This window comes from Eubacterium sp. (assembly GCF_057858645.1).
The window spans coordinates 23,622-44,688 of record NZ_DBLZZO010000011.1; the positions used below are offsets into that span (position 1 = coordinate 23,622).

General features: G+C 33.2%; 19 protein-coding genes. 15 read left to right on the forward strand and 4 right to left on the reverse strand.

The genetic code is table 11. The annotated features are described in order from the left end of the window. Positions 1-123: 123 nt before the first annotated feature. The 4 genes from ACZM4J_RS05170 to ACZM4J_RS05185 all read left to right on the forward strand — a co-directional run bounded on the left by ACZM4J_RS05170 (position 124) and on the right by ACZM4J_RS05185 (position 2,789). A complete protein-coding gene (locus ACZM4J_RS05170) occupies positions 124-951 on the forward strand; it encodes an ATP-grasp domain-containing protein (RefSeq protein WP_412622754.1) in 828 nt (275 codons plus the stop codon). A gap of 60 nt (positions 952-1,011) precedes the next feature. Beyond that, positions 1,012-1,593: a DUF5662 family protein gene (locus ACZM4J_RS05175; RefSeq protein ID WP_412622756.1), complete on the forward strand. Its 582-nt coding sequence runs from the start codon at positions 1,012-1,014 to the stop codon at positions 1,591-1,593. A 104-nt stretch (positions 1,594-1,697) separates the two neighbouring features. Beyond that, on the forward strand, positions 1,698-2,300 hold the full coding sequence (locus ACZM4J_RS05180; RefSeq protein ID WP_022165143.1) for a rhomboid family intramembrane serine protease: 603 nt from the start codon (positions 1,698-1,700) through the stop codon (positions 2,298-2,300). A 75-nt stretch (positions 2,301-2,375) separates the two neighbouring features. Continuing rightward, positions 2,376-2,789 (forward strand): HIT family protein, encoded by a 414-nt coding sequence (locus ACZM4J_RS05185; RefSeq protein ID WP_302689948.1) that lies wholly within the window; start codon positions 2,376-2,378, stop codon positions 2,787-2,789. Between the two features lie 98 nt (positions 2,790-2,887). On the opposite strand, the gene murG is transcribed toward ACZM4J_RS05185, so the two are convergent. Then, positions 2,888-3,949, reverse strand: a complete 1,062-nt coding sequence (murG, locus tag ACZM4J_RS05190; protein WP_022165141.1) for an undecaprenyldiphospho-muramoylpentapeptide beta-N-acetylglucosaminyltransferase — start codon at positions 3,947-3,949, stop codon at positions 2,888-2,890. A 9-nt stretch (positions 3,950-3,958) separates the two neighbouring features. Next, a complete protein-coding gene (locus ACZM4J_RS05195; RefSeq protein WP_412622758.1) occupies positions 3,959-5,359 on the reverse strand; it encodes an LCP family protein in 1,401 nt (466 codons plus the stop codon). 425 nt (positions 5,360-5,784) lie between these two features. On the opposite strand from ACZM4J_RS05195, the gene ACZM4J_RS05200 reads away from it, so the two are divergent. The 6 genes from ACZM4J_RS05200 to ACZM4J_RS05225 all read left to right on the forward strand — a co-directional run bounded on the left by ACZM4J_RS05200 (position 5,785) and on the right by ACZM4J_RS05225 (position 12,984). After that, a complete protein-coding gene (locus tag ACZM4J_RS05200; RefSeq protein WP_022165139.1) occupies positions 5,785-7,146 on the forward strand; it encodes a sugar transferase in 1,362 nt (453 codons plus the stop codon). A gap of 9 nt (positions 7,147-7,155) precedes the next feature. Continuing rightward, a complete protein-coding gene (locus tag ACZM4J_RS05205; RefSeq protein ID WP_412622760.1) occupies positions 7,156-7,974 on the forward strand; it encodes a glycosyltransferase in 819 nt (272 codons plus the stop codon). A gap of 7 nt (positions 7,975-7,981) precedes the next feature. Beyond that, positions 7,982-9,106: a CDP-glycerol glycerophosphotransferase family protein gene (locus tag ACZM4J_RS05210; protein WP_412622762.1), complete on the forward strand. Its 1,125-nt coding sequence runs from the start codon at positions 7,982-7,984 to the stop codon at positions 9,104-9,106. After that, a complete protein-coding gene (locus tag ACZM4J_RS05215; RefSeq protein WP_412622763.1) occupies positions 9,103-10,290 on the forward strand; it encodes a CDP-glycerol glycerophosphotransferase family protein in 1,188 nt (395 codons plus the stop codon). Before ACZM4J_RS05210 ends, ACZM4J_RS05215 begins: the two co-directional genes overlap by 4 nt. A gap of 72 nt (positions 10,291-10,362) precedes the next feature. After that, positions 10,363-10,779 (forward strand): glycerol-3-phosphate cytidylyltransferase, encoded by a 417-nt coding sequence (gene tagD, locus ACZM4J_RS05220; RefSeq protein WP_117999977.1) that lies wholly within the window; start codon positions 10,363-10,365, stop codon positions 10,777-10,779. 9 nt (positions 10,780-10,788) lie between these two features. Further along, entirely contained in the window at positions 10,789-12,984 is a 2,196-nt protein-coding gene (locus tag ACZM4J_RS05225) for a CDP-glycerol:glycerophosphate glycerophosphotransferase (RefSeq protein WP_296964692.1), read from the forward strand. Between the two features lie 146 nt (positions 12,985-13,130). On the opposite strand, the gene ACZM4J_RS05230 is transcribed toward ACZM4J_RS05225, so the two are convergent. Continuing rightward, on the reverse strand, positions 13,131-14,813 hold the full coding sequence (locus ACZM4J_RS05230) for a CDP-glycerol glycerophosphotransferase family protein (RefSeq protein WP_412622765.1): 1,683 nt from the start codon (positions 14,811-14,813) through the stop codon (positions 13,131-13,133). Between the two features lie 105 nt (positions 14,814-14,918). Further along, entirely contained in the window at positions 14,919-17,381 is a 2,463-nt protein-coding gene (locus ACZM4J_RS05235; RefSeq protein WP_412622767.1) for a CDP-glycerol glycerophosphotransferase family protein, read from the reverse strand. 181 nt (positions 17,382-17,562) lie between these two features. Here ACZM4J_RS05235 and ACZM4J_RS05240 point away from each other — a divergent pair, with 181 nt between their 5' ends. The 5 genes from ACZM4J_RS05240 to ACZM4J_RS05260 all read left to right on the forward strand — a co-directional run bounded on the left by ACZM4J_RS05240 (position 17,563) and on the right by ACZM4J_RS05260 (position 20,987). Then, a complete protein-coding gene (locus ACZM4J_RS05240) occupies positions 17,563-18,363 on the forward strand; it encodes an ABC transporter permease (RefSeq protein WP_412622768.1) in 801 nt (266 codons plus the stop codon). 8 nt (positions 18,364-18,371) lie between these two features. Beyond that, the gene (locus tag ACZM4J_RS05245) at positions 18,372-19,115 is read left to right on the forward strand and encodes an ABC transporter ATP-binding protein (RefSeq protein ID WP_022165130.1); all 744 of its coding nucleotides are present in this window, start codon (positions 18,372-18,374) and stop codon (positions 19,113-19,115) included. Positions 19,116-19,157: 42 nt separating this feature from the next. Then, entirely contained in the window at positions 19,158-19,406 is a 249-nt protein-coding gene (locus tag ACZM4J_RS05250; protein ID WP_022165129.1) for a TIGR03905 family TSCPD domain-containing protein, read from the forward strand. Positions 19,407-19,489: 83 nt separating this feature from the next. Next, positions 19,490-20,182, forward strand: coding sequence for a 5'-methylthioadenosine/adenosylhomocysteine nucleosidase (locus ACZM4J_RS05255; protein ID WP_301956063.1), 693 nt, complete (start codon positions 19,490-19,492; stop codon positions 20,180-20,182). A 91-nt stretch (positions 20,183-20,273) separates the two neighbouring features. Then, complete coding sequence (locus ACZM4J_RS05260; RefSeq protein WP_022165127.1) at positions 20,274-20,987, forward strand: hypothetical protein; 714 nt, start codon at positions 20,274-20,276, stop codon at positions 20,985-20,987. Positions 20,988-21,067: the final 80 nt, after the last annotated feature.

Below are 21,067 nucleotides of genomic sequence, written 5' to 3' on the forward strand. Positions count from 1 at the left end.
GAAAATTGATGCTAAACATATTAGTAAGCCAAGATTTATATTTGAAGTAAATAAGAAAAAGATTCAATTTATTAATAGAAACTTAAAATTAGTTGATTAATATAGGAGGGAATATTCCAAAAAATGAGCAACATTGGCTGGGTGATTTATTCAAGAGAAGATGCAGAAAAAAATAAAGGTTTTATCAGAATGCTTAAGGAAGATTTCGACCAATATAATGTTGAACTTAAGCTGGTTATTTTAGAAGAAATTGATAAACCAGAGGTGTTTGTAAAGAATGCAAACATTGATTTTGCAATAAACAGAAGCAGAAATTCCTACATTGCAGAACTTCTTGAGAAAAGAGAAATAAGAGTTTTTAATAACAGCATGGTTACAGACATCGCTAATAACAAAGGCAAAAATTACAAATATTTGGAAGGCATAGTTCCTTTTCTACCAATAATTTATCAGGGAGAAGTAATTGGTAGCCATGAAAGCATACAGGATTTTTCTTATCCTTATGTAATCAAAAGTTGCTGTGGACATGGTGGAAGTCAGGTGTTTTTAGTACATAATGAAGATGAGAAGAAACAGGCACTTTCTAAGATAAAGGACGAGTATGTTATCCAAAAACTTTGCTCCGACATTGGAAAAGATGTTAGGGTATATGTTATAGGAAACAAAATTGTTAAGGCTGTTTTAAGAACTTCAAAAGAAAGCTTTAAGAGCAATTATAGTCTTGGTGGAAGTGCCCGGGAATATAATTTAAATAATTATGAAATTGCCATGGTTAAGCAGATTTTAAACAAATTCCAAATTGATTATGGTGGAATTGATTTTACATTTCATAATGGGAAGGCTGTGTTTAATGAAATTGAGGACGCAGTGGGAGCAAGAATGCTTTACAGCGTTTGTGACATAGACATTGCTAAGTTATTTGTAGATTATATTATAGGTGAGATATCATAAATAATATTCAAATATGGACACTCGTTGGAGTTAAAAGAAAATAAAAATGGAGATATTCAAATGGAAAAAAGAAACTTTTTTCAAAGGCTGGCAGGTCATTTTTGTACAATAACAAGACACAGACATCAGGTAATTAAACATTGTAAAAAAGCTGGTATATTGTGGCAGGGACTTAGACATGACTTGTCTAAATATACGCCAACAGAATTTATTCCGGGAGTTAAGTTTTATACAGGACACAGAAGTCCTAACGAGGGCGAAAGGGAAGTTTTCGGATATTCAAAGGCTTGGATGCACCACAAAGGACGTAATCGTCACCACTTTGAATATTGGGTGGATTACAATATTGAAACCCATAGAAATGAACCGGTGGAAATGCCTTACAATTATGTGGCTGAGATGTATTGCGACAGATTGGCTGCCAGCAAGATATACAATGGCAAGAAATATAAACAGACGGATCCCTTAGACTATTTTAGCAGAAGAAAACCTCACAGAAGCATTAATTTAAAAACAAGGGATGAAATTGAAAAATTGCTTGTTATGACTGCAGAAGCCGGTGAGGACGAGGCATTTAAGTACATTAGAAAGAGACTTAAAGAAGAAAAGAAAATTAAGGGAAAGAATAAAGCAGGACATTAGATAAGTAAATTAAATACCAGAGAAAGTAAGAAAATATATAAGAAAATAGATCACTGGAAAAGTAAGAAATCAAGTAAACAAAGAAAAAATAAGGAAATAAAACTATGAATAAGAAGAACATACCAATAGTGACAACAATTTTGATAATTATAAATATTGCTGTGTTTCTAGTAATGGAGTTCACAGGCAGCACTGAAAATACTCAGTTTTTATATGAACATGGCGCAATGTACTGGCCGGCTGTTTTGGAAGATGGCCAGTGGTACAGATTGATAACCCATATGTTTGTACATTCAGGCGCCAACCACATAACAAATAATATGTTTATGCTTGGAATATTGGGCTATCAGATTGAAAAAGAATATGGACCAATTAAGTATCTGATTACTTATTTTGTAAGTGGTATAGGTGGCGCGGTATTGTCGGCTTTAATTGAAATGAGTTTAGGAGAAGCTGTTGTTAGCGTAGGTGCTTCAGGCGCAATATTTGGAATATTCGGAGTTATGCTTGTTATGATTTTCAAAAACAGACAAAGAATGGGACAGGTATCTGCACCACGACTTATTATTTTATTTGTTTTGATGGTATTTGGAAATATGGAAGAAGGTGTGGATGTAATGGCGCATCTTGGCGGAGCATTAATTGGTGTGGCAATGGGATTTTTGCTATATCGCATCAAAGACAGAGGCAGATATTTTAATTTATAGTAGAAAAAATATTGGGATGCTTTTGACACCCTAATTATATATGATAAAATTATAAAAAAGATTAGGAGGCATAACATGAGTGATTGTATTTTTTGTAAAATAGCAACAGGAGAAATTCCTAGCACTGCGCTATATGAAGATGACAAGGTAAAGGTGATTTTTGATGCAGGTCCGGCAACATTAGGACATGCTTTGGTTTTACCAAAAACACATGCAGCAAACGTGTTTGAGATTGATGATGAAACACTTGCACATGCTCACATTGTTGCAAAGAAAGTGGCAACAGCCCTTAAAGAAGCAACAGGTTGTAAGGGTATCAATATCTTACAGAACAATGGAGAAGTAGCAGGCCAATCAGTGTTCCACTTGCATATTCACATTATTCCAAGATATGATGAGGATGATGCAAACATTAAGTGGACACCTGGCACACAGGACACAGAAGGTTTAGAAAAAATTGCCGCAAAGGTTAAAGAAATATTGAAATAGTTATTAATAAAAAAGCCCTATGTTATATTCTGATATGAAGTTAAATTATTGTATGCATATCAGTTTTAACATAGGGCTTATATTTTATTTATATTATTTTATTTGCTCAAATCTTTTATTAAGCCAACAATTTTTTCAACACCACCTGTACCTGATGATTTTGACATTGCTTCAATGTATGTGTCCTTGTTGTCAAAGACTTTATGTACTGTTGAAATCAAATCATCTTTTGTGGCTACATCTTCATCTAGAACTTCACTGAAGCCCTGCTTCTTATAAGAGTTAGCATTTAATATCTGGTCACCACGACTTGCATTAGCAGATAGTGGAATCAGAATATTAGGCTTGTTTAATGCTGAAATCTCGCAAATGCTGTTGGCACCGGCTCTTGATATAATTATGTCTGCCATTGCAAAGAAATCTTTCATTTCTTCACTGATATATTCAAACTGAGCATAACCTTCTGTACCATTAAGAGATTCATCTACCTTACCTTTTCCACAAAGATGTGCAACCTGAAAATCTTTAAGAAGTTCAGGTAAAGCAGCTCTAACAAGTTTATTTACCTTCTCGGCACCAAGGCTACCGCCTGTTACCATAATAACAGGCTTGTTTGCAGTGAAACCACACATGTCAAGAGCTGTGATTTTATTTCCTGTAAATAACTCTGCTCTTATAGGTGAGCCTGTGTGAACAGCTTTCTCGCCTAAATACTTAGCAGTTTCAGGAAAGTTATGGCATACTTTTGTTGCCTTCTTTATAGCAAGTTTATTTGCAAGTCCCGGTGTCATATCTGATTCGTGGATAATTACAGGAACTTTGTATTTGGCTGCAGCAAAGACTACAGGAACTGTAACAAAACCCCCTTTTGAAAATACAATATCAGGTTTAAATTTTCTAATAATTTTCTTTGCCTGAAAATAGCCTTTCAAAACTCTAAATGGATCTGAAAAGTTTTTCCAACTAAAATAACGTCTAAGTTTACCTGAAGAAATTCCCTGGTAATCCAAGCCGGCATCTTCAACTAACTTAGTTTCCATGCCACCTTCAGAACCAATGTATTTAATTTCAAAGCCTGCCTCTTTAAGCTGAGGTACAAGGGCAATGTTTGGTGTAACATGTCCTGCTGTTCCACCACCGGTTAAAATAATCTTTTTCATAATATTCACCTAGTTTCCTTGTTCTTTATTATATTTTTTAATTTGCTTTTTGATTTCCTGTGTAGTTTTTCCATTTAAAGTCATGTTCACTAAATCAGTAGCTCTTGCCACAGAATCTTTATCCTGTAAAACAGTTGCAAGATATGTTCCTGTATAAGTACATAAGTCTTTTGAAGGAGTACCGATTACACCAAATGACATAATGTTCCAACCGTCAGAACCACCATCTTTTAATAAATTAATTGATGATGAAATATCCATGTCAGTTGTAAAACTGTTTTCGATAGCATCTAAAATACTATTATAATGAAGCAATGTTGTGCCGCTTAATGCCTTTTTCTCAATGGCTTTAATAACCTTAACCTGATTTTTGTTTCTTTGCATATCACCATTGCCGAATGAATGACGCTCTCTTGCATAAGTAAGGGCTGTGGCACCATCCATTTTCATGTTACCTTTAGTGTATGTGTATTTCTTACGTTCTTTTGTTTCAGTATCACCGTATGAAGCATAAGTTGTTGTACTGAAAGGTTTATCAACCTTAACAGTAATGCCACCCATGGCATCAATAAGTTTGGCAAAACCTGTAAAGTTAAGCTTTACATAATGATAACGGCTGCTTGAAATTTTGAATCCATATAAAGATTTTAATGTGTCCATTAAAGCTTTATTGCCAGGATTCCATGAAACCTCACTTGCCCATTGCCAGTCACTAACAGTAGCAGCAGTTCCGTCTGCTTTCTTAGCCGTGCCTTTTCCATATAAACCAACGTGTGTTAATTTGTCGTATGAATCAGGGGCAACGCATTTTGCCTTTACTTCTACATAATAATCTCTAGGAGTTGAAACCATTAAAACGTTGTGAGTTTTTGGATTTACAACTGCTAAAATATTTGTATCAGAACGTCCTAATGACTTCCTGTTAAATTCTCCAAAAGTATCATTTGCAGAAACGAAAACTACAAATGGTTTATTATCTAGCTTTTTACCGTTAGTGAATTTAGAAAAATCACGGAAAAGGAAAAAGCATGCAAGTGCCAATAAAATAATTACAATAACTGAAATAATCTTCCCAAATGTTTGAGCGTTCTTAGACTTCTGTAATAAGAAGAAAACTAAGCCTAAAAGTACAAGAAGAATAAGTATTGTTACACCAACTATTGTAGGTGTGATAAAAGCAAAGTCTTTAGTAAGGAATAAATAAACATCAGTAATTGACAATGCAAGCTGAATTAGCACTAGAACAATCCCGACGATTTTTCCTGCCTTTGAACCTTTAGTTGGATCTTTAGCCTTTACACTCTTTTTACTACCGGAGTTTGATTTGGCATGATTTGCTGCTGATGTTGTTTCAGAGCTATATCCGTAATAGCCGGCTTTTGTATCTAATGAATTTTGTTTTTTACTCATAAGTACCTCCTAAATTCTTTTATAGAGTAACATTTTAATTTTTAGTAAAAGCTAAATAATCACTTTATTTGAAAAAGTGATTAAAAAACTTTAGCCATATAATTGTTTGTATCTGTTATACGAAATAAAATGCATATTTATTGAGCAAAATATAAATAATTCATTCAAGTATATTCATTAATATTTCATTCAAATTAAAATGCGTTGAAAAACTATCAAAAATTGTTTCTGACAGTTCGCAAAATTCGGTCTAATTATACTACATATTTATAAAAAAAACAAAGTATAACAGTCTACCTATTATACGGTCAGGGTGGTAAAATTGACAAATAATAGTGGCTTTGGTAAAATTATAAAATATTATGAGCTGGCGTTGCGGACTTTGAAACTGATGCAAGCCAGCTTATGTTGTTGTAGGAGAAAAAATGAAACAGTCAAGAGCGTTTAGAAGAATAATAGTATTATTGTTGCTTGCAACAGTAATAACTGTACAGACAATAGTATTCTGGTATTGTTGGGATAATCATTACAGCGGTGGAATGGACAGAGGCTTTTTCTTTAAAGGTCATATGGTGCTGTTGTTTGTATATGCTTTATTGTTTACAGTGTTATGTCAGGTGTACGGAGCATTTAAGTTAGGAAGACTTAAGTATTCGGATTTGGTATTCTCGCAATTACTTGCATTGTTATTTACTAATGTAATAATGTATTTGCAGATTTCTATGTTAAGTCTTAAATTAGTAAATCCGGCACCTATTATCGGGATGAGCTTTGATAATATTTTATGTTGTCTCATTTGGGCGGCAATAGCCATGTCGGTTTACAAATGGTTATATCCACCAAAAGACATGTTATTAATATATAGTGATAGGGATCCGGATAATTTAGTAAAGAAAATCAAAACAAGAGAAGATAAATATCACATTAAAGAGTCAATTCATTGTGATGAAGATTTTTCAAAAATAAAAGAAGCCATTTTGGGACATTCAGCAGTATTGCTTTGTGACATACCAAGTGGAACAAGAAACTCAATTATCAAACTTTGTTATATGTATGATAAGAGGGCATATATTACACCGAAGTTATCAGATATTATTGTCATTGGTGCAGAACAGAATAATTTATTTGACTCGCCATTATTGGTAACTAAGATAAGAGGACTTAAGTGGGAACAGGCTTTTGTGAAGAGAATTATTGATATTGTCATTGCCTTAATCTTATGTATACCAACAGTTATTATTACTGTGATTGTTGCAGTATGCGATTTGATTTGGGACAGAGGACCGGTTTTCTACACACAGCCAAGACTTACGGTCAATGGAAAAGTTTTTAAAATATTAAAGTTCAGAAGCATGAAAGTTGACTGCGAAAAAGACGGCGCACGTTTAGCAGCCAAAGATGATGACAGAGTTACTAAGGTGGGAAAAATATTAAGAGCAACACATCTTGATGAATTACCACAGGTGTTTAATATCCTTTCAGGTAAGATGTCAGTTGTAGGTCCAAGACCTGAACGACCTGAAATCGCAAAACAGTACGAGGAAACAATTCCTGAATTTTGTTTCAGATTAAAGGTAAAAGCAGGGCTTACAGGATATGCTCAGGTATACGGAAAATATAACACAACACCTTATGATAAATTGAAGTTGGATATGTATTATATTCAGCATTATAAGATTTGGACTGATATTCAGTTAATATTAATGACCTTTAAGATTATGTTCATGAAGGATAATACTGAAGGCGTGGACAAGAATCAGAAGACAGCAATTATAGATAAGAAATAGGTGATTTATATGACAGAGAATTACTCAGTGCTAATGTCAGTTTATATAAAAGAAAAACCTGAATATTTAAAGGAGGCCATTACCAGCATTCTTAATCAGACAGTAAAAACTAATGATTTTGTAATTGTATGTGATGGCCCTCTTACAGAAGGCCTGAATAAAGTTATTGCAGATTTTGTAACAACCTATTCAGGCTTATTCAATGTTTACAGGCTTGAGCATAACATGGGGTTGGCAAAGGCACTTAACAATGGAATATTACAATGTAAAAATGAGATAATCGTTAGAATGGATAGCGATGATGTAAGTATGCCTGATAGAGTTGAAAAGCAGATGAAGGCAATGAAGGAAAAAAATGCAGATATAGTTGGCTCTAACATAATTGAGTTTGTGGGAGATATTAGTAACACCGGAAACATGCGCGTGGTTCCTGAGAATAATGAAGAAATAATTATGTTTGCAAAAAACAGAAGTCCTTTTAATCATCCATCAGTAATGTACAAAAAATCAGCAGTAATAGAAGCCGGATTTTATGAGGATTATAGATTTTTCGAGGATTATAATCTTTGGTGTACAATGTTAAACAAAGGCTACAAAGGATATAATGTTAAGGAAAATCTCCTGTATATGCGTGGTGGCAGTGAAATGTACAAGAGACGTGGCGGTGTTTCTTATGTAAGGCATATTTACAGATTCAGAAAACATTTGAAAAAGATAGGATTAATATCTGTGGGAAATTTCCTTACAAGTGTATTAACAAGAAGTATTGTAAGTATTATTCCTAACGGCTTAAGAGCTACCTTATATGGAAAGACATTAAGAAAGTAGTAGGACAATGAATAAAGAAGTTTTAAAAGTTTTTTTCAAACCATTAACGTGGTTTAACAAGGCTATAAAAAAAGACGAAAAGCTAATATTTTTCTATACTAACTTAGGCTTTAGAGATAATGTTAAGGCTTTTTATGATTATTTAATAAGAAAGAACTATAACGATGATTACCGGATTGTGGTAAGCAGTAATGATTATGAAAAATATATTGAAAGCGCTCCTACTAATGTTACATTTGTGGGAAACAAGCAGGGCATTAAGTATTTTCTAAAATCAAAATACGCTTTTTACTGCTTTGGTAAATATCCAATAAAACCTAGTAAAAATCAGACAGTTGTTAATTTGTGGCATGGCACACCTTTGAAGAAAATCGGAAATTTGGAAAAAGGATTAGAGAAAATAGACTATAACTTTTTTACCATTGTGGCTGCAAGTTCGCCATTGTATAAACCTATTATGGCAAAGATTTTCGGCTGCAATGAGGAACAGGTACAAATACTTGGAAATCCAAGAAATGATGAGCTATTTGTACCAAACAAAAAAGAAGATGAATTGTTGAAAAAGCCAAATGAGAAATTAATTTTGTGGCTTCCAACATACAGAGAATATAATGATGATTATATTGTTTCGGTTTTAAAGAAAACTCAGATTGAAGAGTTGAATTCGAAATTAAAAAAATCAAACATTAAGATGGTTATAAAAATGCATCCACTTCAAAAAGCTGATGCTTACAAAGAAAAGCACAGCAACATTAAATTCATGACACAAAAGGCACTTGAGAAGAAAGGTCTAAGTGTGTATGCACTGCTTAGAAATGCAGATGCGCTTATTACTGACTACTCATCAGCTTACTTTGACTATATGCTTCTTAACAGACCGATTGCTTTTACAGTTGAAGATATTGAAGAATATAGAAAGAAGCGAGGTTTTGTATTTGATAATCCATTTGAATACATGCCAGGTGAGAAGATTAATTCCTATGAAGATTTGGAAAAATATGTGGTGAATGTGGCAGAAGATAATGATGTTTTCGCAGCAGAACGAGAGAGAGTTAATATGATTATTAACTCTTACAATGACGGCGAAAGCTGTCAGAGAGTGGAAAAGAAAGTTTTCGGAGGTATTAAATGAAAAAGGTAAAAGACATACTGAGAAAACTAATGCTGCTTTACAAAAGATTTATATATTTTCTGGCAAAGCTCATAGAAAAAAGAGATGACAAAATGGTTGTGTTTGAGTCTTTTCAGGGAAGAAATATTTCGTGTAACCCAAAGGCGTTGTATGAAGAAATGAAAAATAATCCTAAATATAAAGATTACACACTGGTTTGGTCTCTTAGAAATCCTAACAGAACAGATGTGAAAAACGCTGTTAAGTTTGAAAGTTTTGGCTATTACAGAGCCTTGGCAAAAGCAAAATATTGGATTTTTAATTCAAATCCAAGAATGTTTTTGAAACCTAAGGCTGACCAGATTTTTGTTCAGACATGGCATGGTACACCTTTGAAAAAAATTGGTCTTGATGTGGAAAAGCAGGGAAACGCATTAACAAACAAGTCTCAGATGAAAAATATTTATGTGGAGGAATCAAAGAAAATAACTTACATGATTTCACCATCTAAGTATTGTACAGATAAGTTTATTTCGGCATTTAATATGAAAAATGTGTCTAAAGAGAACAATGTGCTGACAACAGGCTATCCAAGAAATGACTATCTTTTTAAATTTACAAAAGACCAATGCACTAATATAAAGAAAGAACTAAATATACCAACAAATAAGAAAGTTGTACTTTACGCACCCACATTCAGGGATAATCAGTACAGTGCAGCAGAAGGTTTTAAGCTGGCTAACTATATTGATTTTAAGGAAGCGTACAAAGAACTTGGTGATGATTATGTAATTTTATTTAGGGCACATTATTTTATATCAAAGAAACTGGATGTAAGTGAGTATAGAGGCTTTGTTTATGATGTATCTTCAGTTGAAGATGTAAACACTCTTTATGCCATAAGCGATATGCTTATTACAGATTACTCATCGGTATTCTTTGATTATGCTAATCTGAAAAGACCAATTGTTTTCTTTATGGCAGATTATGACGAATACAAAAATAAGACCAGAGACTTTTATTTTGACGTGAAAGAGTTGCCTGGTCCGGTAGTGTTTAATCAGCAGGAAACAATGGCGTATGTTAAGAAATTCATTGACAATTTTGTCATTGATGATAAATATAAAAAGTTTAACGAGAAGTATAATTATTTAGACGGACCTGACGTCAGTAAAAAAGTGCTGGATATGATAATAGAAAATTAGTATAATTGTTGTGATACTATGGGTTCGTTAAGATTATACAATCACACGAATGCAGAAATGGAGGAAGAATACGTGAAACGAGTTATAACATATGGAACATTTGATATGCTTCATTATGGACATATTAATATTTTAAGAAGAGCAAAGGAAATGGGAGACTATTTAGTAGTAGTGCTTTCAACAGATGAATTTAACTGGAACTCAAAGCAAAAGAAATGTTACTTTACTTATGAGCAGAGAAAGCAGGTACTTGAAGCTATCAGATATGTAGATTTAGTTATCCCTGAAAATAACTGGGATCAGAAGATTTCAGATGTACAGGACTACAAGATTGATACTTTTGTAATGGGTAGCGATTGGGAAGGCAAATTTGATTTCCTTAAAGATTATTGCGAAGTAGTTTATTTACCAAGAACAGAAGGTATTTCAACTACACAGATAAAAGAAGACCTTAACAAAAAAGACATGACTGCTAAGGGCGATAAGTAGGAGATGGAAATGGTAAGTATAATTGTAACCCACAGAAAGTGGCTATTGTATTTAAAAGACTGCTTCAAAAGCATTTCAGAACAGGAATTTAAGGATTATGAAACAGTGCTTGTTGTAGATGATTTACAGGATGACAAAGATGAATTCCAGCAGGTTATTGACGAATACAAGGACAAAATTAATTTAAAAGTATTCTATTTGGAAGGCAAAACCGGCGTATCCGCAGCCAGAAATTTGGGCATGGATAAGGCGCAGGGAGAATATATTTATTTTCTTGATAATGACGACTACATTTACGATGATGGAATTAAGAAATTATTAGATGTAATGGATGAAGATACAGACATGGCTTATGGTCGTGTTCAGGGAACATATCAGGGAACAGTTACATTTGAGGAAAAGCGTGATATTGAAAAGGAAGAGGAAAATCTTGAAAAATATGATTTTGATAATCCCATAGAGTCAAGACTTACTCATTTTAGAAGACTGGAAAGATTAACAGTTCTTGGTGCATTATACAGAAAGTCATTATTTACAGACAATAACATTAGGTTTAATGAAGAACAGTATTGTTTCGCAGATGTTAGAGTGCTTACAGAGATTTTGTGTACAACAAAGAAAATCAAAAGTAACGTAAATGCAATTTATGTAAAGAGACATCATAATGACAGATATAATAATCCGGCAATCGAACAGACACCTAAGATAGAGTCAATGCCTTATTATTTTATGGCAATTGACAATGCAAAGAAGGTAGCTGAGGGACATCCTGAAATTCAGGGACATTTTGATCTTATTGAAGCTAAGTTCGTCACATTATACTTAATTAAAAAACTCCGTTGGAATACAGAGGAAGAAGAGTGCTGGGAAAATGAATACTTCCAGGAATTCTACAAGAGATGTAGCCAGATGGATAAGAAGAATTTAAAAAGAAGATATTTTTATTTTCTTGAAAAGCCTGTAATAAAGGCAATGGCAAAGGGCGATTTGGCAAAGGTTAAAAAAACAGGCAACAGATATCTGGCCAAGAAGAAGTTAAAGAGAATGTTCAAAAATAAATGGGCCAGAAATAAAGCTTTTGCATTGCATATTTTTAATAAAATGCCAATGAAAGAAAACTATGTAATTTTTGAAAGTTTTATGGGAAGAAATTATTCCGGACAGCCTAAATATATTTACGAATACATGCAGGAACATTTTGGAGATAAATACACTTATGTGTGGTCTGTGGATAAGAGAGGCTTGAAGATACCGGGAAAACATAAAACAGTTAGAAGATCAGGTCTTAGATATTTCTATTATATGAATAGAAGTAAATATTGGATTCTAAATATGAAACAGCCACTTAGTGTTCCAAAAAGGGAAGATACAGTGCTTTTGGAAACATGGCATGGAACACCACTTAAGAGACTGGCTTTTGACTTAAACGATGTTGTAGGTGGCGTATCAAATTACAAGGACAAGTTTTACAGACAGAAAGAAAACTGGGATTATCTTTTATCAGACAATCCGTTTTCAACTGAAAAATTCCAAAGTTGCTTTATGTATCCAAAAGAAAAAATTCTTGAATACGGATATCCTGCAAATGATCCTTTATATGCACCTGACAGAGAAGAACGTGCTAGAAAGATAAAGGAAAAATTAGGAATTCCTGCCGACAAGAAAGTAATTATGTACGCTCCAACATGGCGTGATGATAATTACTATGAAATTGGACAGTTTAAGTTTGACTTGGATTTAGATGTAAACAGATTAGAAAAAGAATTCGGTGACGAATATGTGTTATTGCTTAGATTGCATTATTTAGTTGTTGAAGCTTTAGACATGTCAAAATACGGTGAGTTTGCAGTTAATGGAAGTGCTTATGATGATGTTACGGATTTGTATTTAATAACAGATATTTTAATAACAGACTATTCATCAGTATTCTTTGACTTTGCTAACTTAAAGAGACCGGTTCTTTATTATACTTACGATCTTGAAAGATATAGAGATGTTTTACATGGTTTCTATTTATCCATGGAAGATGATCTTCCAGGACCAATGCTTCTAACAAATGATGAAGTAGTAGATGCCATAAAGAACATTGACCAAATTCAGGAAAAATATAAAGACAGATATGAAGAATTTTACAATAGATTCTGTTGCATAGATGACGGTCATGCTACAGAAAGAGTTGTAAATAAGATTTTTAAAGAATCATAATAAAAAGGCCTCATTCTTATGAGGTCTTTACTTACAAATCAGCCATGGGCTCAATATTAATAACAGCCGGCACATTATTTATGGTGCTGTAAAAAACGGTCAGTATTTGGTAAAATCCATACTGACCGTTTTTTTGTAATTATTATTTAGTCCTGCTGTGGCTCCTTTTCGTATAAGCCATTTAGGTTGTTTGCAAAGTCTGCAAAATATTCATTAATATCACCTTCAACTAAAACTTCATCAAAGTGTACATCACCAAAAGCTCTAAGCGCTTCTCTGTCATAGAAAGTTTTAGACGCCTCAATGACAAATGGTAATGCAAACCAAACTAAAACTCTTACTTCATCAGGAAGATTGTTAAAATATTTTTTAGATTCTAAATCTTTAAAAGAAGTAACAAGTACAGTTACGTCTGTAGTTTTAAAATCGTATTTCTTAAGCTTCTGATAAAATTCAGCCCAAAAGGCATTGCTCTTTTGTTTTGAATTAACACATATAAGAACTTTTTTCTTCCCTTCATCAAAAGTTTTGATAATATCCTGATTTCTTGATGATAGATAGGTGTAGTCTTTAAAGATAATGTTAATAAGTCTCTGAGTAGACAATCCATCATCATTGTAAGTACACCAACGATTCATTTCATCTAGCTGTGGTTTGTAGAAATCGCAATATTCTTTTCTATTCTTGCAAATTGCATCCAGTGAGGAAGCAACTTCATCTAAATCAGAGGATACAATTCCCGGCAAAGTATTAACCGGTACATAAAGCCCTCTACCACTTTCATATTCCTTTAAGTCAGGAACGTAGAAAACAATTGGTCGACCTGTAATCAGAAAGTCGAAGAAGATGCTTGAGTAGTCGGAAATTAAAATATCCACAACTGAGAGTAGCTCATTAGTATCAATTGTAAAAGGTATTAAAATATCCTTTAATTCAGAATCCTCAGCTAAAATTTTGTATAAGAAATAATGAACTCTTAAATAAATTCTATATTTGCTTTGGTCAATGTTTTCTGAAAACTTCTTAACAGTATTTTTAAACTCTTCAACATCATATTCAAGTTGATTGTAAAGATTACCTTTCCAGGTTGGTGCATACAAAATAATTTTCTTGTCAGTCTTGATACCAATGTCTTCAAGTTTTTGTTTTACCTTCTTAATATCTGCATTTATAAGTAAATCACTTCTTGGATAACCAATTTCCAAAGTAGTGCCCTCATACAGACCGTCAAGCTTGTAGGCACGCTTGTACATAACTTCTGTCATAAATTTGTTGGCTGAAATAAGATAGTCAGCACCTAAGAAGTTTCTTGCAGGTCCTCTGGCATTTTCAACACGTTCAACAGTATGTTCGTAACCCATGTATTTGGTTGGAACGCCATGCCAGGTGTTAATGTATGTTTGCTCAGGACGTTTCACAAAAAAGTACCCAAAAGTTGAATTTGATACAAGATACTTGCTGCTGGCAAGATAACGGTAATAATCTTCAGATTCACGCTTAACAAAACGAACATTTGGTAAATCTTCAAATTCCTTAATGTTGTCTTTTGCCATATCCATATCTGAAATGGACCAAATATGAATCATATCCTCAAATGCAGGATCTTTCAATAACTGTAGAAAAATGGCACGAGGATTATCAAGAACACCAAGTCCTGAGAAAGCTTCGTAAAATATATGATGCTCACGAACCGGTATAGACAAAAATGAGTAGTATTGTTTTTTACCTAAATCTTTTTCAGGCATCTTTATGTTTTGAGTATATTTCTTTATGTTTCGCTTCAGAGTGTATTTAAACCCATTTTTTATAGTGGCTGAATATTTCTCCATACTTGCACCATAATCAAGTAAAATACTTGTCCTTTCTTTGAAATAAGTAAATAGTTAAATGTTATATTAATTATATATGGGGGTTACGTGACAGGTTATCGTAAACTACCCGATAATTTCCTCAAACTGTTCTATTGTAGTTTTATTATAATCTTTGTAATTAAAATCGCAAGTAGGAACCTGACCGTTAATAAAAGTAGTTAAACCTTTATAAATTTCCTCTTCGCTATTACCAATTAAAAGTTGTCCGTTTTCAAATAAAGAAGATTTAGCAGAGCTAAAGTCAGACATTATAATTGGCAGACCAAGTAATCTTGCTTCTAATAATGAAACAGGTTGTCCTTCGTGTAATGAAGGTAGAACAAAACAACTGCATTCTTTCATTAACATAAAAGGATTCTCCATATTACCGGTCATAATAACCTTCCCCTTTAAACCTAAAGACTTGATTAAAGATTTAAGGTGTTCCATTAATGGACCGTCACCTATAATGTAAAGTCTTGTGTTAGGATTCTCTTTGTTAACTTTGGCAAAACCTTTAATTAAAGCTTCCTGATTTTTCTCAGGTGATAATCTGCCCATATTAACAAAAGAAATTAAATCTTTATTAAGAAGCTCCGGTAAGCCTGCATTGATAGCAGTCTCTTCATTATATGATTCCTTGGCTCCTTTTAGTACCCTGTCAAAATTAGCTGCGTTTCTAACATAAGTACATTTTCTCTTCAAATTCTTGTAACCGATTTTTTCAAGGTTTACTTCCATTGTGGCTTCTGAACAACCAACGATTTTGTCATAAAACTGATAGGTTGAAAAAACAACACGAAGTTCACGACTGTGTGGTTTCTTGTTGTTTACAACTTTGTTCTTCTCAGTAAGCAGGTCATTGTGCTGCCAAATTAACTTCTTTGCACCTGTAGCACTTAAAAGAAGTATGGAATAGAAACTACCATAACCTGAATAATCAATAACAGTGTCAAAATGACTTGTACCAAAGCATCTTACAAATTCCCTGTCATACATTGCCTTTGGATAGATCTTTTTCATAAGACCATTACAAAAACCAAAGACTCTTAGAAAATCATTGCGAATCATTTCGCCAAACGTTGAAGGTGTGTAAGAAACTCTAGCAAAAATTCTAGGATTTTTATTAAATGAACAAATCATTTCTTTACTGTCAGGAAATTTCAAATTCCCTGCGTAAACAGTTACGTCATATTTGTCATAGTCAATATAATCAAGCATTGTTCTAAGGGCAGTGGAAATACCGTTCATTCGTAAACCGCCACCGAAGAATAAAAGCTTTTTCTTATGGTTACTACATTTAATTAAATTATAGTCCCTGCCGTTAGCATCAGATGTTCTGCCATAAAAAACAACATCAACAATACGTTTTGCCACATTGCCGTCATCCATTGGACAACCAAAAGCTTTTGCTTCATTATATTTAATTTGATATTTGTTAATATAAAAATCTAAATTGTTAATAACTTTTCCAATTTCATCAATATTTGTTAAACAAGGTCCCGGAAGTTGTTCCGGAGCAAGGTATAAACCACGATAATTCTTGTATTCTTCCAAATCAGGAATGTAGAAAACAACAGGTTTTCCAGTTGCAAGAAAATCGTAGAAAATACTTGAATAATCTGAAATCAAAACATCTGTAATTGACAAAAGTTCATTTGTATCTACAAAAGCAGGTATAAGCGAATCGCTTATTCTGCCGGATTTCTTAAGCTCCTTATAAACTACCTGATGAGGCTTAAGTAGAACCTGATATTTATCAGTGTCAATTAAGGACTCCAGTGACCGCTTAAAATCAATGTATTCATTAACATCAACCTGTGGGTGATTATAGTCGTTGCCCTTCCAGGTTGGCGCATATAAAATAATCTCTTTTTTTGAATCAATATCTAAGCCGTATTTTCCAAGAAGTGATAATAGAGCTTTTCTATCAGTATTAAAAAGCCTGTCGTTTCTAGGATAGCCTTCTTCTATAATTGTTCCTTCGTATAATCCCTGTAATTTGTATTTTTCAAGAAATACAGATGTTAAAAAAGGATTGGCTGAAATCATATAGTCCGAAGAAAGAAAGTTCCTAAGGACATTAGAAATTGTAACCGGTGCGTCTGGCATATCAAAACCTAAACTCTTAATAGGAGTTCCATGCCATGTGTTAATGTATATTTGGTCCGGCTTCTTACAATAATAAAAGGGTAAGGAAACGTTAGTTATAATATATTTTGCTGAAGCTAAATAGCGAAGATGGTCATCGCTGTGTCTGCCGATAACAAATACATTTTTGTTTCCTGCAAACTGCTCCATAACAGGTTCGTTTCCATATTTATCTTCAATAACCCAAACGTGGGTATAATCCTTGAAATCGTCATTATTAAGTAACTCAAGAAAAATGCCAAAGGGGTTACAAATCATGCCTCGTCCAAAATAAGAATCATATAAAATAACCTTATCTTCAATTAAAAGGTTTTTGTAGTATTTAGCATATTTGGAACGCCTTGCAGTTTCTTTGAAATTGCCGGCTTTTCTTTTGACTTTGCCTAAAAATCCCATAAAAATCTCCGTTCTTTTGAATCTAGTATTCCTTATATTATAGTACAAATAAAAAAGAAATACTATAAATTTCACATTTAATAACTTTTTTGTTATAATAAAAAAATGTGGCTATTTGTTGACATTATAAAAGAATAATATATAATTATTGCGAGTATTACTAAGAAAAGATGGAGGTAATATGAAGAAGTATATTCAAGGATTTATGAGATATAGATACCTTTTAAAAGAATTAGTATATAAAGGTATTAAGCTCAAATATAGAAGATCATATTTAGGTTTAGTGTGGACGCTGTTGGAACCATTACTTACAACAATGGTATTAGCATTTGTATTTGGTGAACTGTTAGGAAACAGTCATCCTTACTACCCGGTATATATTTTATGCGGTAGATTGATTTACAGTTGCTTCTCAAGTACAAGTAAGGTGGCAATGAGATCCATTAGAGCAAATCAGGCTATGATAAAGAAGGTATATGTACCAAAATATTTATACCCATTATCAACAATTATATATAACTTTATTTTATTCTTATTATCATTAATAATACTTGCAATATTGGCTATATTCTATAGAGTTCCAATGTCATGGCATATTATTGAAGTGTTTATACCACTGGGAATATTATTTGTTTTCTGTGTGGCAGTTGGACTTATATTATCAACTGTATGTGTATTCTTTAGAGATTTGGAATACTTATGGGAAGTTATAGTAATGCTTATTATGTATTGCTCAGCAATATTCTATTATGTAGACAAAGTTGAAAAGGTAAAAACTGTACTTCAGTTTAATCCATTATACTGCATTATCAGTAATGTAAGATGTGTAGTTATGGAAGGCGGTTCACTTTTCACAAGCATGAGTTATGGTATATCAAACTTAACAATGATGCTTTACTCACTTGGATTTAGTTTGGTAGCATTAGTAATTGGAATTGTAATGTTCAAGAAGAATCAAGATAAGTTCATCTTGCATATTTAGGAGGAACTATGGAAAAACCGGCACTTAAAGTTGAAGATATAAGTATTCGTTTTAACTTAAGTAAAGAAAAAGTAGATAATTTAAAAGAATTACTTATAAAGAAAATAAAAGGCGAGACAATTCGTTTTAACGAATTCTGGGCTCTTAAAAATATTAATTTTGAACTTCAAAAAGGTGACAGACTTGGAATCCTTGGTCTTAACGGAGCAGGCAAGTCTACACTTCTTAAAGTTATTGCAGGAGTTTACAAACCTACAACAGGTAAGGTTACAAGAAACGGTCATATAGCTCCAATGATTGAACTTGGAGCAGGCTTTGATCCTAACTACACAGGAAGAGAAAACATTTTCCTTTATGGTTCAGTGTTAGGATTTTCAAGAAGTTTCTTGGAAGAAAAATATGATGAAATTTTAGAGTTCTCTGAACTTGGTGAATTTATTGATGTACCTATTAAGAATTATTCTTCAGGTATGAAAGCAAGATTAGGTTTCTCAATTGCCACAGTAGTTGAACCGGAAATTTTAATCTTAGATGAAGTATTATCTGTAGGTGATGCTAAGTTTAGAAAGAAATGTGAAAAGAAAATGCAGGGGATGTTTGACCATGGAGTAACGGTACTTTTTGTATCACATAGTTTGCAGCAGGTTGAACGTTTATGCAATAAAGCTATATTATTAGATCATGGTCAGTTAATTGCCAAAGGTGATATTGATGAAGTGTCAGCAATTTACCAGAGCAAGTTAAATGACTAAAACATTGTCGTATGTAATTCTTAGAAAAAGGAGGACAAGGTAATGGAATATACAACAAGAGGAACATGTTCAAGACTTATTAAGTTTGACGTTGACGGTGACAAGGTAAAAGACGTGCAGTTTGTTATGGGTTGTCACGGAAACACACAGGGCGTGGCAAAGTTAGTTGAAGGAATGGATATTCACGAAGTTATTAAAAGACTTAAAGGTATTGACTGTAACGGTAGAGGAACTTCATGTCCGGACCAGCTTGCACAGGCATTAGAACAGTATTTAGAACAGCAGAAATAAATTAATTTAATAGAACCGTTGTCAGAAAACAATATGACAACGGTTTTGTTAGCTTTAAATGAAAGAATTTTAGGAGGATAAACATGCTTGGTATAATTGGAGCAATGGAAGTGGAGGTGGCAACTTTAAAGTCAGCCATTAATAATTTGGAAGTAACAAAGAAGGCAGGAATGGAATTCTGCATGGGTAACATTTTTGGAAAAGACGTTGTAGTTGTAAAAAGCGGTATTGGAAAAGTAAATGCAGCAATCTGCACACAGATATTAGCAGATGATTTTCAGGTTGATGGGGTAATTAACACAGGTGTGGCAGGTTCCCTTAATAATGATATTAATATTTGTGATATTGTAATTTCAACTGAAGCCTTAGAACATGATATGGACGTTACACCACTTGGATATGAAAAAAGCGTAATTCCTGACATGGAAACTTCAGTGTTTAAAGCTGACAAGAGACTTATGGAGGTTGCCAAGAAATCTGCAAAAGAAGCTGAATTGGATGTGAAAATATTTGAAGGGAAGGTAGTTTCAGGTGACCAGTTTATCGGAACTGCAGAAAAGAAAAAATATCTCCGTGACCAGTTTGGCGGCGACTGTGCGGAAATGGAAGGGGCATCAATTGCCCATGCAGCATACTTAAACAACATTCCATTTTTGGTAATAAGAGCTATTTCAGACAAAGCAGATGGCGGTGCAGAAATGGATTATCCAACATTTGAGAAAAAAGCCGCAGAAAATTCAATTGAATTAATGTACAAAATTATTAAAAATTATTAGAAAATATGTCGAACGATTTTTAGTGCAACAAGGTTAAGTTTGTGCTACCATTTACTGAAAAGAAATTAATTTTCAGTAAGGGGGAAAATAAATGTTTGACTATTACATAAGTCAGTTGGAAAACTGGGCTGAAACAACAATACCAAAGATAGTAAATCAGGAAAACTTTCTACTTATTGTAGGGAGTTTTTTTGCGTTAGGAGTTGTCACAAAATGGCTTGTTTTACATAATTACAATAAGCTTATAAGAAAAGCAGGCAATATAAACAAAACCAACAACGCAACTTTAAGACAGATTAAAACTAAATATGATAGTTTAAGACAGGTAAATCACAACATGGAAAATCCTATAGGATTTGTGCAAAAGAGTTTGAACAGATGCAGAATAATGTATATTTCCGTAAACAGGGTAAATAATATAATTAACTATTGTACGCTAATTATTATGGCAGTGTATTCAATTGTATCTTATGAGGTGTACTTAGAACGTCCTAATGAAATTACATGGGTTCAATATTTGATTATAGGCAGTTTTGTGGCAATTAGTTTGGAAATGGTTAATAGGACACTTGCCTGCAGTGATAGAAAAATGGAATTAACATATGTTTTGGCTGAGGCTTTGGAGGAAGGCAATGGCAGACGATTTAACCAGAGTCAAACGATTGAAAACAAAGTGGCTAATGAAATACCTGAAAATGAAAATATTAAACCTGATATTGCCTACTCTCAGGAAACGTCTGAAAAAGAAGAGCAGGCAAGAGAAGAGGAAGTTTTAGACCAGGTTATTGGAGAGTTTCTTAGGTAAAAAAACATAAAAAATAGGGGAGTTTTTAGTGAAAAATACCATAAAATACAGGGTTGAAAAAATCGTTTCAAAAAAGTATA

Coding starts and splice junctions, on each gene's coding strand:
- ACZM4J_RS05170 (WP_412622754.1), top strand. CDS start 124: ATGAGCAACATTGGCTGGGTGATTTATTCAAGAGAAGATGCAGAAAAA.
- ACZM4J_RS05260 (WP_022165127.1), top strand. CDS start 20,274: ATGTTTGACTATTACATAAGTCAGTTGGAAAACTGGGCTGAAACAACA.
- ACZM4J_RS05175 (WP_412622756.1), top strand. CDS start 1,012: ATGGAAAAAAGAAACTTTTTTCAAAGGCTGGCAGGTCATTTTTGTACA.
- ACZM4J_RS05195 (WP_412622758.1), bottom strand. CDS start 5,359: ATGAGTAAAAAACAAAATTCATTAGATACAAAAGCCGGCTATTACGGA.
- ACZM4J_RS05255 (WP_301956063.1), top strand. CDS start 19,490: ATGCTTGGTATAATTGGAGCAATGGAAGTGGAGGTGGCAACTTTAAAG.
- ACZM4J_RS05230 (WP_412622765.1), bottom strand. CDS start 14,813: ATGGAGAAATATTCAGCCACTATAAAAAATGGGTTTAAATACACTCTG.
- ACZM4J_RS05205 (WP_412622760.1), top strand. CDS start 7,156: ATGACAGAGAATTACTCAGTGCTAATGTCAGTTTATATAAAAGAAAAA.
- murG (WP_022165141.1), bottom strand. CDS start 3,949: ATGAAAAAGATTATTTTAACCGGTGGTGGAACAGCAGGACATGTTACA.
- ACZM4J_RS05250 (WP_022165129.1), top strand. CDS start 19,158: ATGGAATATACAACAAGAGGAACATGTTCAAGACTTATTAAGTTTGAC.
- ACZM4J_RS05235 (WP_412622767.1), bottom strand. CDS start 17,381: ATGGGATTTTTAGGCAAAGTCAAAAGAAAAGCCGGCAATTTCAAAGAA.
- ACZM4J_RS05225 (WP_296964692.1), top strand. CDS start 10,789: ATGGTAAGTATAATTGTAACCCACAGAAAGTGGCTATTGTATTTAAAA.
- ACZM4J_RS05185 (WP_302689948.1), top strand. CDS start 2,376: ATGAGTGATTGTATTTTTTGTAAAATAGCAACAGGAGAAATTCCTAGC.
- ACZM4J_RS05240 (WP_412622768.1), top strand. CDS start 17,563: ATGAAGAAGTATATTCAAGGATTTATGAGATATAGATACCTTTTAAAA.
- ACZM4J_RS05200 (WP_022165139.1), top strand. CDS start 5,785: ATGAAACAGTCAAGAGCGTTTAGAAGAATAATAGTATTATTGTTGCTT.
- ACZM4J_RS05245 (WP_022165130.1), top strand. CDS start 18,372: ATGGAAAAACCGGCACTTAAAGTTGAAGATATAAGTATTCGTTTTAAC.
- ACZM4J_RS05180 (WP_022165143.1), top strand. CDS start 1,698: ATGAATAAGAAGAACATACCAATAGTGACAACAATTTTGATAATTATA.
- ACZM4J_RS05215 (WP_412622763.1), top strand. CDS start 9,103: ATGAAAAAGGTAAAAGACATACTGAGAAAACTAATGCTGCTTTACAAA.
- ACZM4J_RS05210 (WP_412622762.1), top strand. CDS start 7,982: ATGAATAAAGAAGTTTTAAAAGTTTTTTTCAAACCATTAACGTGGTTT.